The sequence below is a fragment of the Pseudomonas sp. SDO5532_S415 genome, assembly GCF_054071155.1.
This window is the reverse complement of the sequence record NZ_JBSVWS010000125.1, coordinates 1-18106: the sequence shown is the minus strand read 5'-3', so window position 1 is coordinate 18106 and position 18106 is coordinate 1. Positions and strand designations below refer to the sequence as shown.

Annotated in this window: 14 protein-coding genes; 5 read left to right on the top strand and 9 right to left on the bottom strand. The window is 60.9% G+C overall.

Features of this window, described 5'->3' with window-relative positions; all coding sequences use genetic code 11:
* Window positions 1-39: 39 nt before the first annotated feature.
* Window positions 40-831, bottom strand: a complete 792-nt coding sequence (locus tag ACW9HW_RS22165; protein WP_457401763.1) for a helix-turn-helix transcriptional regulator — start codon at window positions 829-831, stop codon at window positions 40-42.
* Window positions 832-941: 110 nt separating this feature from the next.
* Between ACW9HW_RS22165 and ACW9HW_RS22160 the strand changes: the two genes are divergently transcribed.
* Both ACW9HW_RS22160 and ACW9HW_RS22155 read left to right on the top strand, forming a co-directional pair.
* The gene (locus ACW9HW_RS22160; RefSeq protein WP_095192581.1) at window positions 942-2045 is read left to right on the top strand and encodes a polyamine ABC transporter substrate-binding protein; all 1104 of its coding nucleotides are present in this window, start codon (window positions 942-944) and stop codon (window positions 2043-2045) included.
* A gap of 167 nt (window positions 2046-2212) precedes the next feature.
* Window positions 2213-3343 carry a DmpA family aminopeptidase gene (locus ACW9HW_RS22155; RefSeq protein ID WP_095192582.1) on the top strand — a complete coding sequence of 377 codons (1131 nt, stop codon included), beginning with the start codon at window positions 2213-2215 and terminating at the stop codon, window positions 3341-3343.
* Between the two features lie 380 nt (window positions 3344-3723).
* Here the strand turns inward: ACW9HW_RS22155 and ACW9HW_RS22150 are convergent, their stop codons facing one another.
* Window positions 3724-4350 (bottom strand): TetR/AcrR family transcriptional regulator, encoded by a 627-nt coding sequence (locus ACW9HW_RS22150; protein WP_457401762.1) that lies wholly within the window; start codon window positions 4348-4350, stop codon window positions 3724-3726.
* A gap of 163 nt (window positions 4351-4513) precedes the next feature.
* Between ACW9HW_RS22150 and ACW9HW_RS22145 the strand changes: the two genes are divergently transcribed.
* Window positions 4514-4954 (top strand): hotdog fold domain-containing protein, encoded by a 441-nt coding sequence (locus ACW9HW_RS22145; protein WP_457401761.1) that lies wholly within the window; start codon window positions 4514-4516, stop codon window positions 4952-4954.
* A gap of 130 nt (window positions 4955-5084) precedes the next feature.
* Here ACW9HW_RS22145 and ACW9HW_RS22140 read toward each other — a convergent pair whose 3' ends face one another.
* On the bottom strand, window positions 5085-5807 hold the full coding sequence (locus ACW9HW_RS22140) for a GNAT family N-acetyltransferase (RefSeq protein WP_457401760.1): 723 nt from the start codon (window positions 5805-5807) through the stop codon (window positions 5085-5087).
* A 401-nt stretch (window positions 5808-6208) separates the two neighbouring features.
* Here ACW9HW_RS22140 and ACW9HW_RS22135 point away from each other — a divergent pair, with 401 nt between their 5' ends.
* The gene (locus ACW9HW_RS22135) at window positions 6209-9625 is read left to right on the top strand and encodes an Ig-like domain-containing protein (RefSeq protein WP_457401759.1); all 3417 of its coding nucleotides are present in this window, start codon (window positions 6209-6211) and stop codon (window positions 9623-9625) included.
* Between the two features lie 475 nt (window positions 9626-10100).
* Entirely contained in the window at window positions 10101-10706 is a 606-nt protein-coding gene (locus tag ACW9HW_RS22130; RefSeq protein ID WP_457401757.1) for a M15 family metallopeptidase, read from the top strand.
* Window positions 10707-10745: 39 nt separating this feature from the next.
* Here the strand turns inward: ACW9HW_RS22130 and ACW9HW_RS22125 are convergent, their stop codons facing one another.
* From ACW9HW_RS22125 to ACW9HW_RS22100, 6 genes are all read right to left on the bottom strand, one after another.
* The gene (locus ACW9HW_RS22125) at window positions 10746-11315 is read right to left on the bottom strand and encodes a YceI family protein (RefSeq protein WP_457401756.1); all 570 of its coding nucleotides are present in this window, start codon (window positions 11313-11315) and stop codon (window positions 10746-10748) included.
* Between the two features lie 148 nt (window positions 11316-11463).
* Entirely contained in the window at window positions 11464-12195 is a 732-nt protein-coding gene (locus ACW9HW_RS22120) for a transporter substrate-binding domain-containing protein (RefSeq protein WP_457401755.1), read from the bottom strand.
* Window positions 12196-12241: 46 nt separating this feature from the next.
* A complete protein-coding gene (locus ACW9HW_RS22115) occupies window positions 12242-13294 on the bottom strand; it encodes a lactonase family protein (RefSeq protein WP_457401754.1) in 1053 nt (350 codons plus the stop codon).
* 90 nt (window positions 13295-13384) lie between these two features.
* The gene (gene acnA, locus ACW9HW_RS22110; protein ID WP_457401753.1) at window positions 13385-16063 is read right to left on the bottom strand and encodes an aconitate hydratase AcnA; all 2679 of its coding nucleotides are present in this window, start codon (window positions 16061-16063) and stop codon (window positions 13385-13387) included.
* Window positions 16064-16297: 234 nt separating this feature from the next.
* On the bottom strand, window positions 16298-17188 hold the full coding sequence (locus tag ACW9HW_RS22105) for a LysR family transcriptional regulator (protein WP_457401752.1): 891 nt from the start codon (window positions 17186-17188) through the stop codon (window positions 16298-16300).
* An 82-nt stretch (window positions 17189-17270) separates the two neighbouring features.
* Window positions 17271-17942: a phosphoribosyltransferase gene (locus ACW9HW_RS22100; RefSeq protein WP_457401751.1), complete on the bottom strand. Its 672-nt coding sequence runs from the start codon at window positions 17940-17942 to the stop codon at window positions 17271-17273.
* Between the last annotated feature and the right edge of the window lie 164 nt (window positions 17943-18106).

Below are 18106 nucleotides of genomic sequence, written 5' to 3'. Positions count from 1 at the left end.
ATTGTGGGAGCGAGCCTGCTCGCGAAGGCGGCGGCATGATCACCAGGACAATCCTGCCTGACGCGGCTGCAACACCAACGCAAACAACTCCCCATGCCCGTTCACATTGAGCTTGTGATAGAGGTTGCGCCGATGGACCTTCACCGTCTCCGGGGAAATACCCATCTGCTGGGCGATGGCCTTGCTGGAGAAGCCCTGGAGAATCAGCCGTGCGGTTTCGATTTCGCGGGCTGACAGGCGTGCGTCGAAGCGGTCGAGCAGGGTTGCCAGGTCACCGGCCGCAGGTTCGGCAACCGGACCTTCCGGCGACAGCAGTTGCAAGTGTCGACGCATGGCGGCCAGCACCCAGTCGCGCACGCACAGCAGACGGCCCTGCTCTTCAAGGCTGAAGCGGGTCGAGCGTCCCAGGGACAGGCCGAGCACGGCGCCATCGAGGTTAACCATGAACTGCAACTCGTCACCGCCGACCACCGAGCGGAAGTAGCTGAGGTAGTACTCGCTTTGCTGGAACTGGTCGGGCGCCACCGAGTCGAGGCTGTGCAAGCCGTCGGCGATGCCGGCGCACACGGCCAGGTAGAACGGATCGAGCAGGTACATGCCGGCGCTGTAATCGGCCAGTTCCTCGTGCTCGTCGCCGCTGCCTTTTGCGTCAAAATCGATCAGCAGGCGCGGCACCCGACCGGGCTGCATCACCGCGACCAGCGCATTGTCCAGCGGCACCAGCAGGCGCAGGGTGTCGACCAGCGCCCGCCAGAATCCGTCCTCGCCCAACGCACCGAACACCCGCGCCAGGCCCTGGTGCAGCGGCAACTCTTTCAACAACGCGTCCACGCACTACCCCTTTCGAGTAACCCATGATGGGAATGGGTAACGGCCACCCCGGTCGATACGCTGCAAGCTCCTGAATATCACCGGCCGCAGCAGGCCAGGAGTGCCGCATCATGAGTGGTCACCGCTCGTATTTCAATCTGGGCCTGGGCGCCTGCCTGGCGGCCTCGCTGTCGGCGGTTGCTGCCGAAGTCCCGACCGTCCACGTGTACAACTGGTACGACTACATCGGTCCCGATACCCTGCAAGACTTCAAGCGTGACACCGGGATCCAGCCGGTCTACGACACCTTCGACAGCGCCGAAGTGCTGGAAGGCAAACTGCTGACCAGCCGCAGCGGCTACGACGTGGTGGTGGCCAGCAACTTCAGCCTGCCGACGCTGATCAAGGCCGGCGCGCTGGCGCCATTACCCCGGGCCCAAATGCCCGACTTCAAGAACATGGACACCGACCTGTTGGCGAAACTGGCCAACAACGATCCGGGCAACCAATACGCCGTGCCGTACCTGTGGGGGACCAACGGCATCGGCTACAACATCGACAAGGTGCGTGCCGTGCTCGGCGACAAGGCGCCGGTGGATTCCTGGGACCTGGTGCTCAAGGAAGAGAACCTGGCCAAACTCGGCGAATGCGGCGTGGCGATGCTCGACTCCCCTGCGGAAATGCTGCCCGTCGCCCTGCACTACCTGGGCCTGCCACCCAACAGCACCCACCCCGAGGATTACAAGAAGGCCGAAGCGTTGCTGCTCAAGTTGCGCCCGCATATTGCCTACTTCAACTCGTCGAAATTCATCAGCGACCTGTCCAACGGCAACATCTGCGTGGCAGTGGGTTGGTCCGGGGCGATGCTGGAAGCCAAGACCACCGCCGAACAGGCGGGCAACGGCGTGAAGATCGCCTACAGCCTGCCCAAGGAAGGCGCGCCGGTATGGTTCGACACGCTGGTGTTGCTCAAGGACGCACCGCATCCGCAGCAGGGCCTGGCCTTCATCGATTACCTGATGCGCGCCGAAGTCATCGCCCCGGTCAGTAACCACCTCAACTACCCCAACGGCAACCGCAATGCGACTGCGTTGGTGGCCGAAGCGACCCGGACCAATCCTGCCGTTTATCCATCGGCCGAAGCGCTGGCCACGTTGTTCACCTTGCAACCTTTGCCGCCGGCGACCGAGCGCGTGCGCACGCGGATCTGGAGCAAGGTCAAGAACGGACAGTAATCCACTCACTGCAAATCACTTGTGGGAGCTAGCCTGCTCGCGAAAGCGATGTGTCAGGTAATACCTATGTCGACTGGCACACCGTCTTCGCGAGCAGGCTCGCGCCCACAGTTTTTGCGCCCAACCAGATAACTTTTTCCTGCCACGAATCGAAGATGAGAATCCCCATGAAACCACGTGCCCGCGACCTGAACATTCAGTTTGGCCAACTGCAACCCGGCCCTCTCAACGCCATCACCGATGTACCCGGCGTGCGGGTCGGCCACAGCAATGTGCGAGGTCGTACCGCCCAGGGTCGTGACATCCTGACGGGTGTCACCGTAATCGAACCGCGTGCCGGTTCCACCAGCCAGCAGCCATGTTTTGCCGGTGTCCATGTACTCAACGGCAACGGTGATGCCACGGGGCTTGAGTGGATTCGCGAGGCTGGCCTGTTGACCAGCCCGATCGCTTTCACCAACACCCACAGCCTCGGTGTGGTGCGTGATGCGCTGATCGTTGTGGACCGTGAGCAGCAACCGGATGACGGGCGGCTCTACTGGAACATGCCGGTGGTGCTGGAGACCTTCGACGGATTGCTCAACGACATCAACGGTTTCCACGTAAAGCCCGAACACGTGGCCGAAGCAGTGCGCACGGCGGTAGGCGGCCCGGTGGTCGAAGGCAATGTGGGGGGTGGCAGCGGCATGATCTGCCACGAATTCAAGGGTGGCATTGGCACTGCGTCGCGGCGTTTGAACAGTGCCCAGGGCGGCTGGACCGTCGGCGCCATCGTCCAGGCCAACCATGGTATCCGCCATGAACTGCGTGTCGACGGTTACCCGGTCGGGCGTTACATGGAACAGGTCGACTCGCCGTTTCTCAAGGCTTCATTGCCACACCCGGGCATGGGTTCGATCGTGGTCTGCCTGGCCACCGATGCACCGTTGCTGCCGCATCAATGCACGCGCCTAGCACAACGCGCCAGCCTCGGCCTGGCCCGCACCGGCGGCGGTAATGAAGACCACAGCGGCGACATTTTCATCGCCTTCGCCACCGGCAACGCGCACGTGCCACCCGCTGCCTATGAGAGCAAACGCGCGCCGACCACCGACCACCTGAGCATGGTCAATAACGATCACATCAGCGAATTGTTCCTGGCGGCCACCGAAGCCGTGGAGGAAGCGATCATCAACGCCTTGCTCGCCGCCGAAACGACCGAAGGTAACGGGCATGGGGTACCGGGGCTGGACGCCGAGACACTGCTCAAGGCCTTGAATCAGGCGGGTTGGCCGGGTGAACAGCCTCGCAGAAGCTGACCGTTCTGGGGGGATTCGACTAGCGGTACTTGAGGGCGAACCCCCATCTTTCTACGATGATTATGCGCAGCCGCTTGCTTGCTCAAGCCGTTGCGTAGGTGGTGAGTGCATTGAACCCCTATCAAGCTCACCGCCTGCTTCATGCGCATCTTGAGCCTCAATGGCTCCACTTCCTCCCCATCAAAGAGCTTTGAGGCTCTTTTTTAACCTGCGCGAAATCCAGACACTTAAAAGCCCGGCACTTTCCCGGGCTTCGCACTTTCCCGACAGCCATCCAAATCCCTTGTGGGAGCGAGCCTGCTCGCGAAGAGGCCTTCAGCTTCAATATCAATGTCGACTGACACACCGCTTTCGCGAGCAGGCTCGCTCCCACAGGGGGGTCATAAGGATTCAGGAGCAGCAACCGACCGCCATGCCGCCTCGGCCAGCATCTCCCGGTAGGCCTTCGGGCTCCCCTTGACCCGGCCCGACAACCAGGCGCGGCAGTAGCTGTCGGCCTGGCCGATGATCAGCGACGGCATCAACTCGGCCGCAAAGCCCCCCAACTGATCCCGATGCGCCGGATCGGACAGCCACTCCAACAGCATTTTGTTGCGCGCTTTGTTGCGGGTGGCCAGTTCGTCCTTGTGCGGCCCCTTGGTCACGGCAAATCGCGCGTGGTACTGGAAACGTGCCCATTCGGGCTGGCTGTCGACCCAATCCACGTAGCTGTGCACCAGGGCGTATACACCCTCCTGGGTGCTGGCGGCATCGGCCATGTAGCTATCGCGCAGCCTGGCCTGGTCATCCAGCGCGGTGAAAAACAACGCGGCCACCAGGCCTTCCTTGTTGCCGAAATGATGGTAGATCGCGCCGACGCTGGTATCGCATTGCGCGCGGATCATCTCGATGGTGGTCGCCTCGATCCCCTGTTCGTTGAACAGCTTGAGGGCGTTGCGAAAAATGTCGCGCTTGAGTTCGGCGCGACGACCGGGGTAGCAGCGCTCGAGTAAATCTGAAGTTTCCATACTCAACACAGACCAAAAAAACGTGGGTAATGGCTGGCGGTTGCCAACGGACAAGTGGCGCTAGGTTGACAGATTTCCTACCGACAGAATACTGTTCTGTCACAGAACATTATTCTGTTACGGAACAATATTCCGTAAATCCATCATCCAGAGAGGCTTTTACATGAGTCAGTTCCTAACCATGTTCAACAGCGCAGGCCCGCAAGCGTTCAGCCAGATGGCCTGCAAGGTGGCGCCGTACTTCTCCACCATCAACCCGCTGGTCACGGACTTGCGCAAAGGCTCGGCCAGCGTGCAGGTGCCGTTCGCCCGGGAGATCACCAACCACTTGGGCACCGTTCACGCGATTGCGATGTGCAACGCCGCCGAACTGGCCGCCGGGATGATGACCGACGTGTCCATCCCCGCCGGCGCACGCTGGATTCCCAAGGGCATGACAGTCGAATACCTGGCCAAGGCCAAGAGTGATGTGACGGCGGTGGCTGACGGCGAGGCGGTGGACTGGACGACGGAAGGCGACAAAATCGTGCCGGTGGACATTCACGACGTTGAGGGCAAGAAGGTATTTACAGCGCGGATTACGATGAATGTGAAGCTGTCCTGAGTACAAACCATTGTGGGAGCGAGCCGGCTCCGGGCGGCGTTCCGACGAAGGCGGTGTGTCAGGCGACATCAATGCCGGATGTGCCGGCCTCTTCGCGAGCAGGCTCGCTCCCACATGGACCGAGTTGGAATCAGACCAACCGCAACCGCGGCCCACTGAATGGCACCGCCCCCTCCCCCAACCGCTCGCGCACAAATTCATTGGCCTTGCGCGTCAGCTGGTCCAGGTGCCGATCCCGCTGTTTCTCCGCATCGAGCATGGCCCGCTTGCCGTGTTTTTGCAGCAGATACGTATGGATCTGCCGCACTTCCAGCGAGCTGTAGATCGACGCCACGTCCAGCAGCGCCATCAAGCCATCGCTGCCGTGGTCGCGGGTGTTCATCAGCACCTGGGTGGCGCGCGCGCCCACCACTTGAAAACCCATCGCCTCGAAATACGGCACCTTGGCCACTGCGCAGGTCAACTCGGCATGGGGATAACGACCGACCATTTCCCGCAACATCCGGCGCGCAACGCCCTGGCGCCGATGACCGGCGTGCACCGCCATGTAGGCCACGCCGCAAGCCTCGGGATCGTCCTTGACCGGCAGGTACAACAGGAAACCGATCACCTGTTCCGGGTCATCCAGATCCGTGGCAACGATCAACTCCACATCGATCCCTTTCGCCCCGTTCAACGCCTCCAGATACAGGTGTACCTCATAACCGATCGCGTATTGGTAAACGTTGTACAGCAGGTTGCTCGGCGGTATCGCAACCATGCTGATGTCGGTCAGGTTGTCGACCACCATCTGCAGGATCTGGCTGTTGATGTGCTCGGGGCACGGTGTTTTGAAATGGGTGATCTGGGGCATTGCGGGGGGATGACTCCGAGGGGGCGATGGCTGCCTATCATATCGCGCCGGGAGGTTTGCTCGTGCGTCCTGATTGACTGCAAAGAACTGATACAAATTAATTCGATAACGACTCTCAATGGCTTTAAAGCGGTCCTGAATCAGCAAACAACCACCCATGAATGGTGATAGTAACCCAATGAAATAAGAGCATTTCCCCCGCAAATGAGGAATATCACCCACTGCTTACTGAATCAGCCACGAAACAATTCGAAACAACTTGCTGATTAATCAGAACGTTATCTACCCCTGCCCGATGATGGCGCAACAGTTGCACCGCCGCTGGTACCGCAACGCAGTCGTCCCCTCTGCATCGGGGATGGCGGGTTTCGCCAATTTGGCACGTCTGCAGGGGAAACCAAATGAAAACCGTAGCACCCGCGTTCAGTTCGCTCAGCTTCATGTGCAGGTCAAGCGTGGCCTCGGTCATGCTGATCACCGCCAGCCTGGCCTCGGTCAGCGCGGCGCCGATGGACGACGAAAGCCAGCCGCCACCGACCGACCCCTCGGCCTATTACAACCCGCCGGCCGACCCGGCAGCCGCGTTGGAAGCCCTGAAAACCATGCCCGAGACCAACCAGGGCGCACTGGCCTTGCCCAACGGCGCGTACGGTGACCGCAACACGCCACGGGCCGACAACGTGCTGCCACCGAGCTTGCAGACCTCGTTCAACTACCCCACCAACGGCAAACCCAGCCCGCTGTTCGGCGCCGAACCGTTCACCCAGCAACTGCTGCTGTTCGAAGAATTCGGCACCGAAAAACTCGATCCGACAATACCGGCGCCCCCCCTGACTTTCCCCGTTCCCACCACAGGCCCGGCACCGCAGCAGGACCCGAACAGCGTCGCCCGCAGCGGCCCATCCAGTGCCGCGCTGGATGCCTTCATGCGCCAGCCCGGGTTGTTCCCGTTCCCGTCGCAGTATTCCAATGTGCTGGACCGCAACCCCTGGAAAGCGCAGATCGAAACCTTCCTCAACCGTCACCCGGTAGGTTCGCCCGCCGAAGGACGGCCACCGGGAAAAGGCTGGTCGCACCAGCGCTGGAACGAGTTCTATCCGCAGGTGGATTTCAAGACCGTACAAGCCGGCGCACGGACCAACCTCGGCCTGCGCGACCGCAAGCAATTGCACAACTACGCCGTCGGTGAATTCGCCCCCGGCGGGCTCTACTACCAGACCTCCGACATTCCGGAAACGGCGGGCACCACCAAGGGCATCGACGTGCGCTTTCATTCGAAAATGCCGGTGCAGAATCACAACTCGCTGTGGACCTTCGACGGCACCGTGCCGCCCAAACTGCTCATGGTCCGCTACGGCCAGCCGCTGCTGATGCGTCACTACAACGCCCTGCCCATCGATCCGGCCGCCAACATGGGTTTCGGCCTGCACACCATCAGTACCCACGAACACAACGGCCACTCCCCGGCCGAAAGCGACGGCTACACCAATGCGTTTTTCTTTCCGGGGCAGTACTACGACTATCGCTGGCCGCTGCAACTGGCCGGTTACGACACCATCAACACCAAGGCTGAAGACCCACGCGCGGCGTTCCCCTGCGCACCGGGCGAGAAACTGTTCGTCAACGACGCCGCCCCCGGCCTCAAGACCTGCGATAACGGCACGATCAAGATCCGTGGCGACTGGCGCGAAACCATGAGTACCCACTGGTTCCACGACCACATGCTCGATTTCACCGCGCAGAACGTCTACAAGGGCAACGCGGTGATGATGAACTACTACAGCGCCCTGGATCGCGGCAACGAAGCGATCGAGGACGGCGTCAACCTGCGCCTGCCCAGCGGTTCGGCAATGCCCTGGGGCAACCGCGACTACGACGTCAACCTGGTGGTCGCCGACAAGGCCTGGGATCAGAACGGTCAGCTGTGGTTCAACCCGTTCAACACCGACGGCTTTCTCGGCGACCAGATCCTGGTCAACTGGCAGTACCAGCCACGCCTGAAAGTACGGGCGCGCAGTTATCGCTTCCGCATCCTCAACGGCTCGGTGTCACGCTACTTCAGGATTGCCCTGGTGCGTGAAGTCGCCGGCAACGGTGGCGAGTTCCCGGGGCCGTCGGGTTCCGGGGTGTCCTACACCCGCGTGCCGTTCCACATGATCGGCAACGACGGCAACCTCATGGAACACGCCGTGCCGTTCGACGGCAGTATGGACCTGGACGGCGACGGCGATAGGCAGAACCACAATGCCATCCTGCCGACCCAGGGCATCGCCGAACGCTTCGACATCATCGTCAACTTCGCGAAAAACGGGATCAAGACCGGCGACAAGCTGTACTTCGTCAACCTGATGGAACACCAGACCGGCAAGGGTCCGAAAGATGACCCACTGAGCCTGGCCGACGTGCTGTCCGAGAAGTACAAGGCGGTGATCAAGCAAGGCAGCAAAGGTCCTGAGTGGGACAAGGGCGACCCGGTGGTGGGCAAGTTCATGCAACTGGTGGTCCAGCCTTACAGCGGCCAGGACGTCAGCATGAACCCGGCGGATTACGAACCGGCGAAACCGGGCAAGGCGGCGGGCAAGGTCATGATTCCGCTGACCCTCGACCGTAACAGCCCCACCGACCAGGCCAGGCTCAAGGTGGCGCGCCATCGCGAGTTCATTTTCGGCCGCTCCGACGGCACCGACGAAGCCCCCTGGACCATCAAGACTGACGGCGGTTTTGGCTACACCATGGACACGCGCCGGCTCAGCGCCGCCCCGCAATTGGCCAACGGCCCGACCGATGGCGGTTACACCGGCGACGGCACGCTGGAAGTGTGGAAAATCAAGAACGGCGGCAACGGCTGGAATCACCCGGTGCACGTGCATTTCGAAGAAGGCATCATCCTCAGCCGCGACGGCAAGGCGCCACCGGAATGGGAAAAAGGTGCGCGCAAGGACGTGTATCGCATCGGCGAAGGTATCGACAGTTCAGTGGACGTGGAAATGGCGATCCACTTCCGCGAGTTCGCCGGGACCTACATGGAGCACTGCCACAACACCCAGCACGAAGACACCTCGATGCTGCTGCGCTGGGATATCGAGCACCCGGGTCAGTTCCAGCTGATGCCAACGCCCCTGCCCGGCTGGGACGGTGTCACCTACGTCGCCTCCGCCGCGCTGCCGACCTTCCGCAATGGCGATGGCGGCAATGGTGATGACGACGATGATGACAACGAAGACCCGAACAAAAAACCCGTGGCCAACCCTGACAGTGCTGCCAGCAGTAACGGGCAACCGGTGACCATCAACGTTCTGGCCAACGACACCGACCCGGACGGTAACCTGCCGCTCAAAGTGGTAGGCCTGGCCCAGCCGGATTCGGGCATGGGCACGGTCAGCACCGACGGCGTGCGGGTGATCTATACGCCACCGTCCACCGTCACCGCACCGTTCACCGCAACCTTCACCTACCAGGCCAGCGACGCCAAGGATGCCGTCTCGGAACCGGCAACGGTGTCTGTGGCGGTGACGCCGGCGGCGGTCAACGAAGACCTGGTGGTCACCAGCGCTTCGGTTTCGGTCCGCAGTAACAGCCGCTACACATGGGACCTGGCCGGTACCACGTCGCGCGGCACCGGCAACACGCTGACGGTGACCGCGTCGACCACTGCCGGGCCACTCAACCTGGGTAACGCGATCCTCACGCCAACCGGCACCGGGGCGCGCTGGCGGGTATCGGTCACCACCACCGGCGCAGGCCCGGCACCGAATCCGACCGTCACCATCAGTTCGACATTCGGCAAGTCCGTGACGGTACCGATAGCGGTGAAATGAGGTCACCCCGACTGGCGCCCGGTTCCTGCAATGGGGATCGGGCGCCCTCCTGGAGGAAGCTGTCCAGAGGAGTTCCGATTGTCCTCTCGCCAACTTTTCAGCCAACGCTTGAGAAATTTCAACACATTCGGAGCGAGCAACAATAAGCATGAGTAAGTTAGTAAGAAACCTGCAAACACATAAGTAAAAACGATAAAAATTACGCGCACAATTACAACACCAAACAGACAGACAATCGAAATTAGCAAGACCCACATTATTTCAAATAAATAGAACAGAGGCTTTTCACCCATCTAACTTATAAATAACAAACCCTTAACAACACCACAGCAGAGCCCACTGTAAAGCCAGAATTACAAAATCCGTAACATCCATAAAACACTTACACTTAACACAACATCTATCGATTGGTTACTGATCAACAGAGCGACATCAAACGCTATTATTGATCTTTGATTGTTACTGGAGCACAAACATGGACATTGAAAAACTGATCCGCTCTGTCCAGAAAGAGCTTGGCGTCGAGGTTGACGGCAAAGCCGGCCCGCAGACCTGGGCGGCCATCGCCAAGCGGTTGATACCCGATCAAGCACCGTCACTGGTGAGTACGGCGGTGACAGGGCTAGATGCCCGAAGCAAGAAAAACATCGAAACCTTGCTGCCGGAAGTCCAACCCTATGCCGTCGCACTCATTCAGAAAGCTGCACTCAACGGCATTCAAGCCAAAGTCATCAGCGGACATCGAACTTACGCCGAACAGGATGCACTCTACGCCAAGGGTCGTCCTGACAATGGCCCAAAAGTCACCAATGCCAAAGGTGGGCAATCCAACCATAATTTCGGTATTGCGTTTGACATCGGCATTTTTGAAGGCACCGCTTACTTGGGCAGCTCACCCAAGTACAAAGCCCTCGGGTTACTGGGTATGGATCTGGGCCTGGACTGGGGTGGCAACTGGAAAAGTTTCAAGGACCAACCTCATTTTCAACTACGCCCTTCCTGGGCTAATGGAATGAACGAAAGAGAGATGCTGGCCGAACTCAGAAAACGCAAATCGGAAGATCAAAAAGTCTTCGTATGATGCCAAGTTGATTTGTCTGCATTGCAACGGTCGGCAACATCAGTGCTGCGGCGCCACCATCCGGAACCGGATATTGATGCCATCGGAGACCATCGTGTCGGCCCACTCACCGTCGCCGATCTTGAAGTCACTGCGCTTGAGCACCAGTTCGCCGTCGAAAATGCCGATGGCGTTTTCCGCCTTCAGCAATACCGGTACCGTCACCTCGCGGGTCAGTCCCCTGAGGGTGAGATTGCCAGTGATTCGGTAGCGGCTGTTGCCCAGGTCCTTGAACCGGGTCGACTCGAAAGTCGCCACCGGATAACTGGCGGTGTCGAACCAGGCAGGTTTTTGCAATTCAGTATTGGCGTCTTCGCTGCCGGCATCGATGCTGTCGAGTTCGATGGTGAGTTTGGCGCGGGCCGCTTCGGGGTGACGGGTATCAAAATCGAGTTCGCCCTCGAACTTGCCGAAGGTGCCATACACCCTCGACCCCATTTGGTTGTAGGTGAAACTGATGGTGCTGGCGGTGGCGTTCACGTCGGTATATTCGACGGCATGGGCACCGGGCAAAACGCCCGGCACAAGGATGACAGCCATCGCGATGAAACGTGAAAATCGAGAGTTCATGGGACTCTCCGGGGCCATGGCCCCTCATGGTTTGAGGTGTCGAACGCACGATGGACTAAAGCAAAGAACCGCCGTTTATTCCACCCCCGAACGGACTTGCGATTATCTGTAGCCAATTTCACTCGGTGACTGTCAATCCTGTCCAGGCTCAAACCCGAGGTGCAACCGATACATCCGCCTGGCCGCTGGCCTGGAGTGCAGCGAGCACGAAACCGTCCGCCTTCTTGCGCTCGACGAACGCTCTCACGTAAGCCGCTCCCGCCTCTCGCTGCCGAGGCACCGCCATCGCCTGGCGAATGGCGGTGAACGCCCCTTCGAGCACCCGATAACGCCGGTCCGCTTCGGCCACTTTCTGCAACGGTTGGCGCACGCCGGCGGCGGCCTCCAGGCCCTTGTCAAAGAACAGATCGACCGCAGCGGCGGAGGTTTCTGCCCGTTCCAGTTGCGCGTGCTTCAGGGTGCGGGTCAGGAACAGGTCATAGGCCGCGCCCTTGCCGACCGCCAGACGCAGCCCGGGTTGGTCGAGATCGTCGACCGTCACATAGGGCGAATCGGCCGCCACCAGATAAGTGCCTTCGATGATCACGTAGGGTTCGCTGAAGCCAATTTGCTGCTCGCGCACTGGCTCGATGGCCAGGAAAGCGACGTTCCACGCGCCCTCCTCCAACGCGGCGAACACCTTGCCCGCCGCGTCGAAAGTCAGCATGTGCAGGCGCACGCCCAGCTCCTCGGCCAAGGCTCTGGCCAAGGCCACCGAGACACCCCGCGGCGAGCCATCTTCGCCCTGTTGCGCCAACACCGGATTGCCGAAATTGATCGCCGCGCGCAGCACGCCGCCGGGGGCCAGGTCTTGCAGAACAGCGGGGGTGACAGCACTCATCATTTGCTCCAGTCAGGGGCCGGGACAGGCTCAGGCCTGCTTGTGTTCAGGTAGAAAAAACCATGCAGACCGGGCTTCCCGTGGACACCGAGAAACCGGTCTTGCTCAGCCCGCCCTTTTGCGGATCGACCGCCATCGAGAGGATGGTGTCGCTGTCTTCGTTGAGCGCAAACAGGAAACGCTCATTGGGTGTCAGCGTGAAGAAGCGCGGCGTCTTGCCGTCGGTGGGCATGAACTCCACCGGACTCAACAGCCCTGTGCCCTGATCAATGGCAAACGCCGCGACGCTGTCGTAACCGCGGTTGGAGGCGTAGACGAAACGGCCGCTGCGATCGACTTCGATCTCCGAGGCACGGCTGTTGCCGGTGAAGGTCGACGGCAGCGAGGTCACCACTTGCAGCGGCTTCAAGGAACCGTCCTGCGGGTTGAAGCGATAGGTCGTCACGGTCGAATCCAGCTCGTTGATCACGTAGGCGAACGGTGCCGTCGGGTGCAACGCCAGGTGCCGAGGGCCGGCGCCTTCACGGGTGGTCACGAAGGGTTGCGCGGCAGGGATCAGCGTGCCGTTGTCGAAGCGGAAGCTGAAAATCCGGTCCAGGCCTTTGTCGGGCACCAGGACGAAATTGCCGGTGTGATCGAACGGGTTGAAATGCGGTTTGGAGAACGGCTGCTCGACCCGGTGCGGGCCCAATGGGCCTTCCAGTTTCAGCAACTGATTGAGCGTACCGAGCGAACCATCCTTCTCGACATTCATCACCGCCAGGGAGCCGGTGATGTGGTTGGACACCACCAGGAAGCGCTCGGTCGGGTCCAGCGCCAGATGCACCGGGTTCTTGCCTTCGCAGCCTTGCCGATTGATGAACGTCAGCTTGCCGCTGGCCTTGTCGATGCGCAAGGCACTGACATCGCTCTTGTCGCCGTGCACGGTGTACAGGCGATCGCAGGCTTTGTTCAGTGCGAGGAACGATGGGTTCACCAGGTCCTTGACCACTTGGACCAGCGCCAGCGTGCCCGCGTCCTGATCCACTTTGTAAACGCTGATGCCCTCACCGCGAGCGTTGCGCTCCTTGGTCGTGCGCGACCCGACATAGGCGTACATAGAGGGGGTCTCCTTGAATCAGTCGAGGGTTTATCGGCAATGTTGACAGCAAAAGCCTGGGTTCGGGGCCTTCCCGGTCCTTATTCCGAATCAGTGCCGCGTTCGCTGCACCACTTTGCGGATCACGTAGGGCAACACACCGCCATTGATCAGGTAGCGAATCTCTTGCAGCGAATCGATGCGCACAGCCAGTTCCACCGGTTGCGATTGGCCACGGGCGCGGCGGATCAGCATCGTCACGGGGTTGTCGCCGACCTTGAGATCATCCAGACCGAGGAAGTCGAACTGCTCGTTGCCCTGCAAGTCCAGGTCATCGACGCTTTGCCCATCCTTGAATTGCAACGGGATGACGCCCATGCCGATCAGGTTGCTGCGATGAATCCGCTCGATGCTGCGCGCCACCACGGCTTTCACGCCCAGCAGTGCCTGCGCCTTGGCGGCCCAGTCGCGGCTGGAACCGGCGCCGTAGTTGATGCCGGCGAACATCACCATCGGCAGCTGCTGTTCGGCGTAACTGCTGGCCGCCATGAACAGCGGCAGGCATTCGCTGTGATCGGCATTCCACGCCCAGCCGCCGGCTCCCGGCTGCCGGTCGCCGAGCAAGCGGTTTTTCACCGAGCGGTTGGTGAAGGCGCCGCGCAACATCACTTCGTGATTACTGCGCCGCGTCGAGTACTGGTTGAGGTCCTGCGGATCTTCACCCCGTTCCAGCAGCCACTGGCCCGCCAGGCTGTCGGCCGGAATCGCCCCGGCCGGGGAAATGTGGTCGGTGGTGACGTTGTCGCCCAGCACCATCAACACCCGCGCACCGCTGATGGCCAGGCTGGTTTTCGGCTCGGCCTGGATGTCCGCCAGGTACTGCGGCCGACGCAAATACGTCGACTGCGGGCTCCACGCAAACTGCACACTGCCCTCGGCGGACAACACCTGCCAGTGATGAGTACCGTCCCACACAGTCGCCAGGCGCTGGCGGAAAAATTCGGGTTTGACCACTTCACGCACCTGCACTGCAACATCGGCATCACTGGGCATCAGATCGCGCAGGTACACCGGTTGACCGTCGTGACGGTGGGCCAGCGGCTGTGTGTCGAGGTCGATGTCGATGGTCCCGGCAATCGCGTAGGCCACGCACAAGGCCGGCGATGCCAGGTAACCGGCCGGAACTTTCGGGTTGACCCGGCCTTCGAAATTGCGATTGCCGGACAGCACCACCACGCCTTTGAGGCCTTGATCGGCGAAGGCTTCGACGTGTTCTTCAAGCGTGCCCGAGTTGCCGATGCAGGTCATGCAACCAAAGCCGGCGAGGTCGAAACCCAGGGCCGAAAAATCAGCGAGCAAATCGGCGTGTTTCAGGTAATCCGCCACCACTTGCGAGCCCGGCGACAGCGACGTCTTGACCCAAGGCTTGCGCGTCAGACCCAGTTGACGGGCCTTGCGCGCCAGCAAACCGGCCTGAATCATCTGCGACGGATTAGCCGTATTGGTGCAACTGGTGATGGCTGACATGACCACTGCACCGTGGCTGATCGGCTCATGGAACGACGGCTCGAAAAACCTCTGCCCGGCAGGCCCGGCGATCAGGTTGGCACCACCCAACACTTCATCGCGAAACGACGCCGCCGCGTCCGACAGTTTGCGTCGCTGGTGCGGTTGATGGGGGCCGGCGACGCTCGGCTCGATGCTCGCCAGATCCAGTTCGATCAACTCGTCGAAGTGCGGCTCGGGCACGTCATCCCGGCGCCACAACGGCTGGGCGTTCATGTAGCCGACGACTTTTTCACGCAGCGCCGCTGAGCGCCCCGACAGCTCCAGATATGCCAGGGTTTCATCATCGAACGGGAAAAACACCACCGTCGCACCATACTCTGGCGCCATGTTCGATACGGTGCCGCGCGCCGCCCAACTCAGGGTCGAAAGCCCGGGGCCAGTGAACTCGACAAACTTGCCCACCACCGAACGCTGACGCAGGATTTCGGCCACGTGCAGCGACAGATCGGTGGCGGTAACGCCGGGCCGCAACCTGTTGCTGACACGGATACCGATCACCGGCGGAAAGCTGATCGGCACCGGCTCGCCGACCATCGCCGCCTGCCCTTCCAGCCCGCCGACACCCCAGCCCAGCACCCCGATGGCGTTGATCATCGGCGTGTGGCTGTCGGTGGCGACCATGTCGTCCGGGTGCAGCAAACGCTGGCCATTCGCGGTTTGGCTTTCCCAGACCACCTGCGCCAGCGCTTCCATGTTCATTTGATGGATGATGCCGGTGCCCGGTGGAATCACGCCGAAGTTGTCCAGGCTCTTTTGCGCCCATTTGATGAAGCGATAGCGCTCGCTGTTGCGGCGAAAGTCGATGTCCAGGTTCTGTTCCACGGCATCGGCTTGGGCATAGCGCTCGACAATCACCGAGTGGTCGATGGTCAGCACCGCAGGAATCAGCGGGTTCATCGCGCTCGGGTCACCGCCCAGCTCGGCCACCACATCGCGCATCCCGGCAAAATCCGCAAGCGCCGGCAGGCAAGTGGTGTCATGGAACATCAGGCGATTGGGCTGAAACGGCACCTCGCAATCCGGCCCCTGCCCCACGGCGCGGGCCAGCACCGAGGGCAGCGCCTCGGGTGAACAACGGGCGACGTTCTCCAGCAGGATGCGGATCGAATACGGCAGCTTTACCACCTGATCGGCTGAAAGCAGTTTGTGCAGATCGACGTAAACGAAGGATTCGCGGTCGATCAACAGATCGGAGAAAAGGTCGGTGGCAGGCTCGGTCATGCGGGTATCGCTCGGCTTTTTTGTGTTCTTGGGAGCCGATACTAGGAGCAGTCGAAGCCGATGAAAATTGATGCTTTACCATGGCAGCGTTCTCCATCGGAGAACGCTCTGATGTATCACACATCCTTCCTGTGGGAGCGAGCCTGCTCGCGAAAGCGGTCTATCAGCCAACAATGATGTCGACTGACACACCGTCTTCGCGAGCAGGCTCGCTCCCACAAGGGGAAGTGTGTACTACTGCGTGGGCAATTTCAGATGATCAATCAGGGTCTTGATGGTCGGCGACACCGCCTCGTACTTCTTGAACACCAGCAACAGCGAGCGCCGCGCCCAAGGCTCGGCCAGGGTCACCGCCTTGAGCTTATGGCTGCGCAGGTATTGATTGATCACACTGCGCGGCAGCACCGCCACCCCCAGCCCGGCCGAGACCATGCGGCACATGCAATCGAAACTGCTGATGCGGATCCTCGACTTCAGGGCCAGACCCAGCTTTTCCGCTTCGCGGGTCAGCAGTGTGTGCATCGAACTTTCCAGATGCGGCCCGACAAACTCATGCTCCAGCACTTGCTCGAAGCGTATCGATTTTCGCGTTGCCAATGCATGTTCGGCGGGCACCACCAGGGTCAGTTCGTCATGGCGATAGGGCAAGGTCTCCAGCCCTTGCGCCGCGGTCTGCACGGCAATAATCCCCAGATCGGCACGGCCGTCCGCCACTGCGCGGATCACCGCCGAGCCGACCCGCTCCTCGATATCGAATTTGATTTGCGGGTACCGCGCGACAAACCCGGCCACGTCATCCGGCAGAAACTGCGACAGCGCCGAGGTGATCGCATGAATCCGCACATGGCCCTTGACCCCGGTGGCGTAGTCGCCCAGTTCGTTGTCCAGCTGTTCCAGGGTCTGCTTCAATTGCCGCGCGTAAAACAGCATCGACTGCCCGGCTGGCGTTAATTCCACGCCGCGGGCATTGCGGATCAACAGCGGTGAACCGACCTGGGCCTCCAGTTCGGTGATGCGCTTGCTGATCGCCGACACCGCCAGGTGCTTGATCCGCGCTGCGCGGGTCAGGTTGCGCTCCTGCGCCACCGTGATGAAAAGATCGAGACTCGTGAGGTCGTATCGCAATGGAAAAAATCCTTGGCTCGCAAGCCTTGAGTGAAGCACGCCGGGCCACGGGATAGCCAGCGAGGGCGCCGATCTTTATCCGCTACTGTTCAAGCTCACGCTGCCACGCCCGCTGCAACAGATCCATGACTTCCTTATCCGACGTCTGGGAAAAATCCATGTAGAAATAACCGATCGACATCAGCCATTCGGGGATCAGCGGGCAGATCAGTTCATCCACCTCACTGCGCAACGCCTCGGCCGTTTCAATCGGCGCCACCGGTACGGCGACCACGATCGTCGACGGCGCATGCACCCGCACCGCCTGAATCGCCGCCAGCATCGAGGCGCCGGTGGCCAGGCCGTCGTCGATCAGGATCACCACCTGATCCTTGAGTTGCAGCGGCGGACGCGACCCGCGATACACCTGCTCACGGCGCTTGAGCTCTTTCGTCTCCCGGTCGACCACGGCATCGAACGCGGCCTTATCGATCGGGTGCACCCGCAGCGCCTGTTCATTGAGAATCTGAATGCCGCCACTGGCAATCGCGCCCATGGCGAACTCCTGATGCGACGGCACCCCGAGCTTGCGCACCAGCATCAGGTCCAGGCGCACCTCCAGCGCTTGGGCCACTTCATAAGCCACCGGCACCCCGCCACGGGGCAAGGCCAGGACAATGACATCGGCGCGATGGGCGTACGGGAGCAGCGGCTCCACCAGGCGTCGCCCGGCGGCGGCGCGGTTCTGCAGGATGGTTTGTGATGAGGGACCCATTTGAAAGCCTCCTCAGGCGATCTCGCCTGTCGGTTAACGCTTTCCCCCAGCATGGACGGTGGCCGGCAACTAGTCGGCCATGGTTCATTGTACGTCCACTCTTGTGGGAGCGAGCCTGCTCGCGAAGGCGGCTACACATCCACCATCACCGCTAGCTGACCCAC

What these genes read in the sequence shown, in the direction of transcription:
- ACW9HW_RS22135 (WP_457401759.1), top strand. Translation starts at nt 6,209, where the DNA reads ATGAAAACCGTAGCACCCGCGTTCAGTTCGCTCAGCTTCATGTGCAGG.
- ACW9HW_RS22130 (WP_457401757.1), top strand. Translation starts at nt 10,101, where the DNA reads ATGGACATTGAAAAACTGATCCGCTCTGTCCAGAAAGAGCTTGGCGTC.
- ACW9HW_RS22145 (WP_457401761.1), top strand. Translation starts at nt 4,514, where the DNA reads ATGAGTCAGTTCCTAACCATGTTCAACAGCGCAGGCCCGCAAGCGTTC.
- acnA (WP_457401753.1), bottom strand. Translation starts at nt 16,063, where the DNA reads ATGACCGAGCCTGCCACCGACCTTTTCTCCGATCTGTTGATCGACCGC.
- ACW9HW_RS22125 (WP_457401756.1), bottom strand. Translation starts at nt 11,315, where the DNA reads ATGAACTCTCGATTTTCACGTTTCATCGCGATGGCTGTCATCCTTGTG.
- ACW9HW_RS22155 (WP_095192582.1), top strand. Translation starts at nt 2,213, where the DNA reads ATGAAACCACGTGCCCGCGACCTGAACATTCAGTTTGGCCAACTGCAA.
- ACW9HW_RS22160 (WP_095192581.1), top strand. Translation starts at nt 942, where the DNA reads ATGAGTGGTCACCGCTCGTATTTCAATCTGGGCCTGGGCGCCTGCCTG.
- ACW9HW_RS22120 (WP_457401755.1), bottom strand. Translation starts at nt 12,195, where the DNA reads ATGAGTGCTGTCACCCCCGCTGTTCTGCAAGACCTGGCCCCCGGCGGC.
- ACW9HW_RS22100 (WP_457401751.1), bottom strand. Translation starts at nt 17,942, where the DNA reads ATGGGTCCCTCATCACAAACCATCCTGCAGAACCGCGCCGCCGCCGGG.
- ACW9HW_RS22150 (WP_457401762.1), bottom strand. Translation starts at nt 4,350, where the DNA reads ATGGAAACTTCAGATTTACTCGAGCGCTGCTACCCCGGTCGTCGCGCC.
- ACW9HW_RS22115 (WP_457401754.1), bottom strand. Translation starts at nt 13,294, where the DNA reads ATGTACGCCTATGTCGGGTCGCGCACGACCAAGGAGCGCAACGCTCGC.
- ACW9HW_RS22140 (WP_457401760.1), bottom strand. Translation starts at nt 5,807, where the DNA reads ATGCCCCAGATCACCCATTTCAAAACACCGTGCCCCGAGCACATCAAC.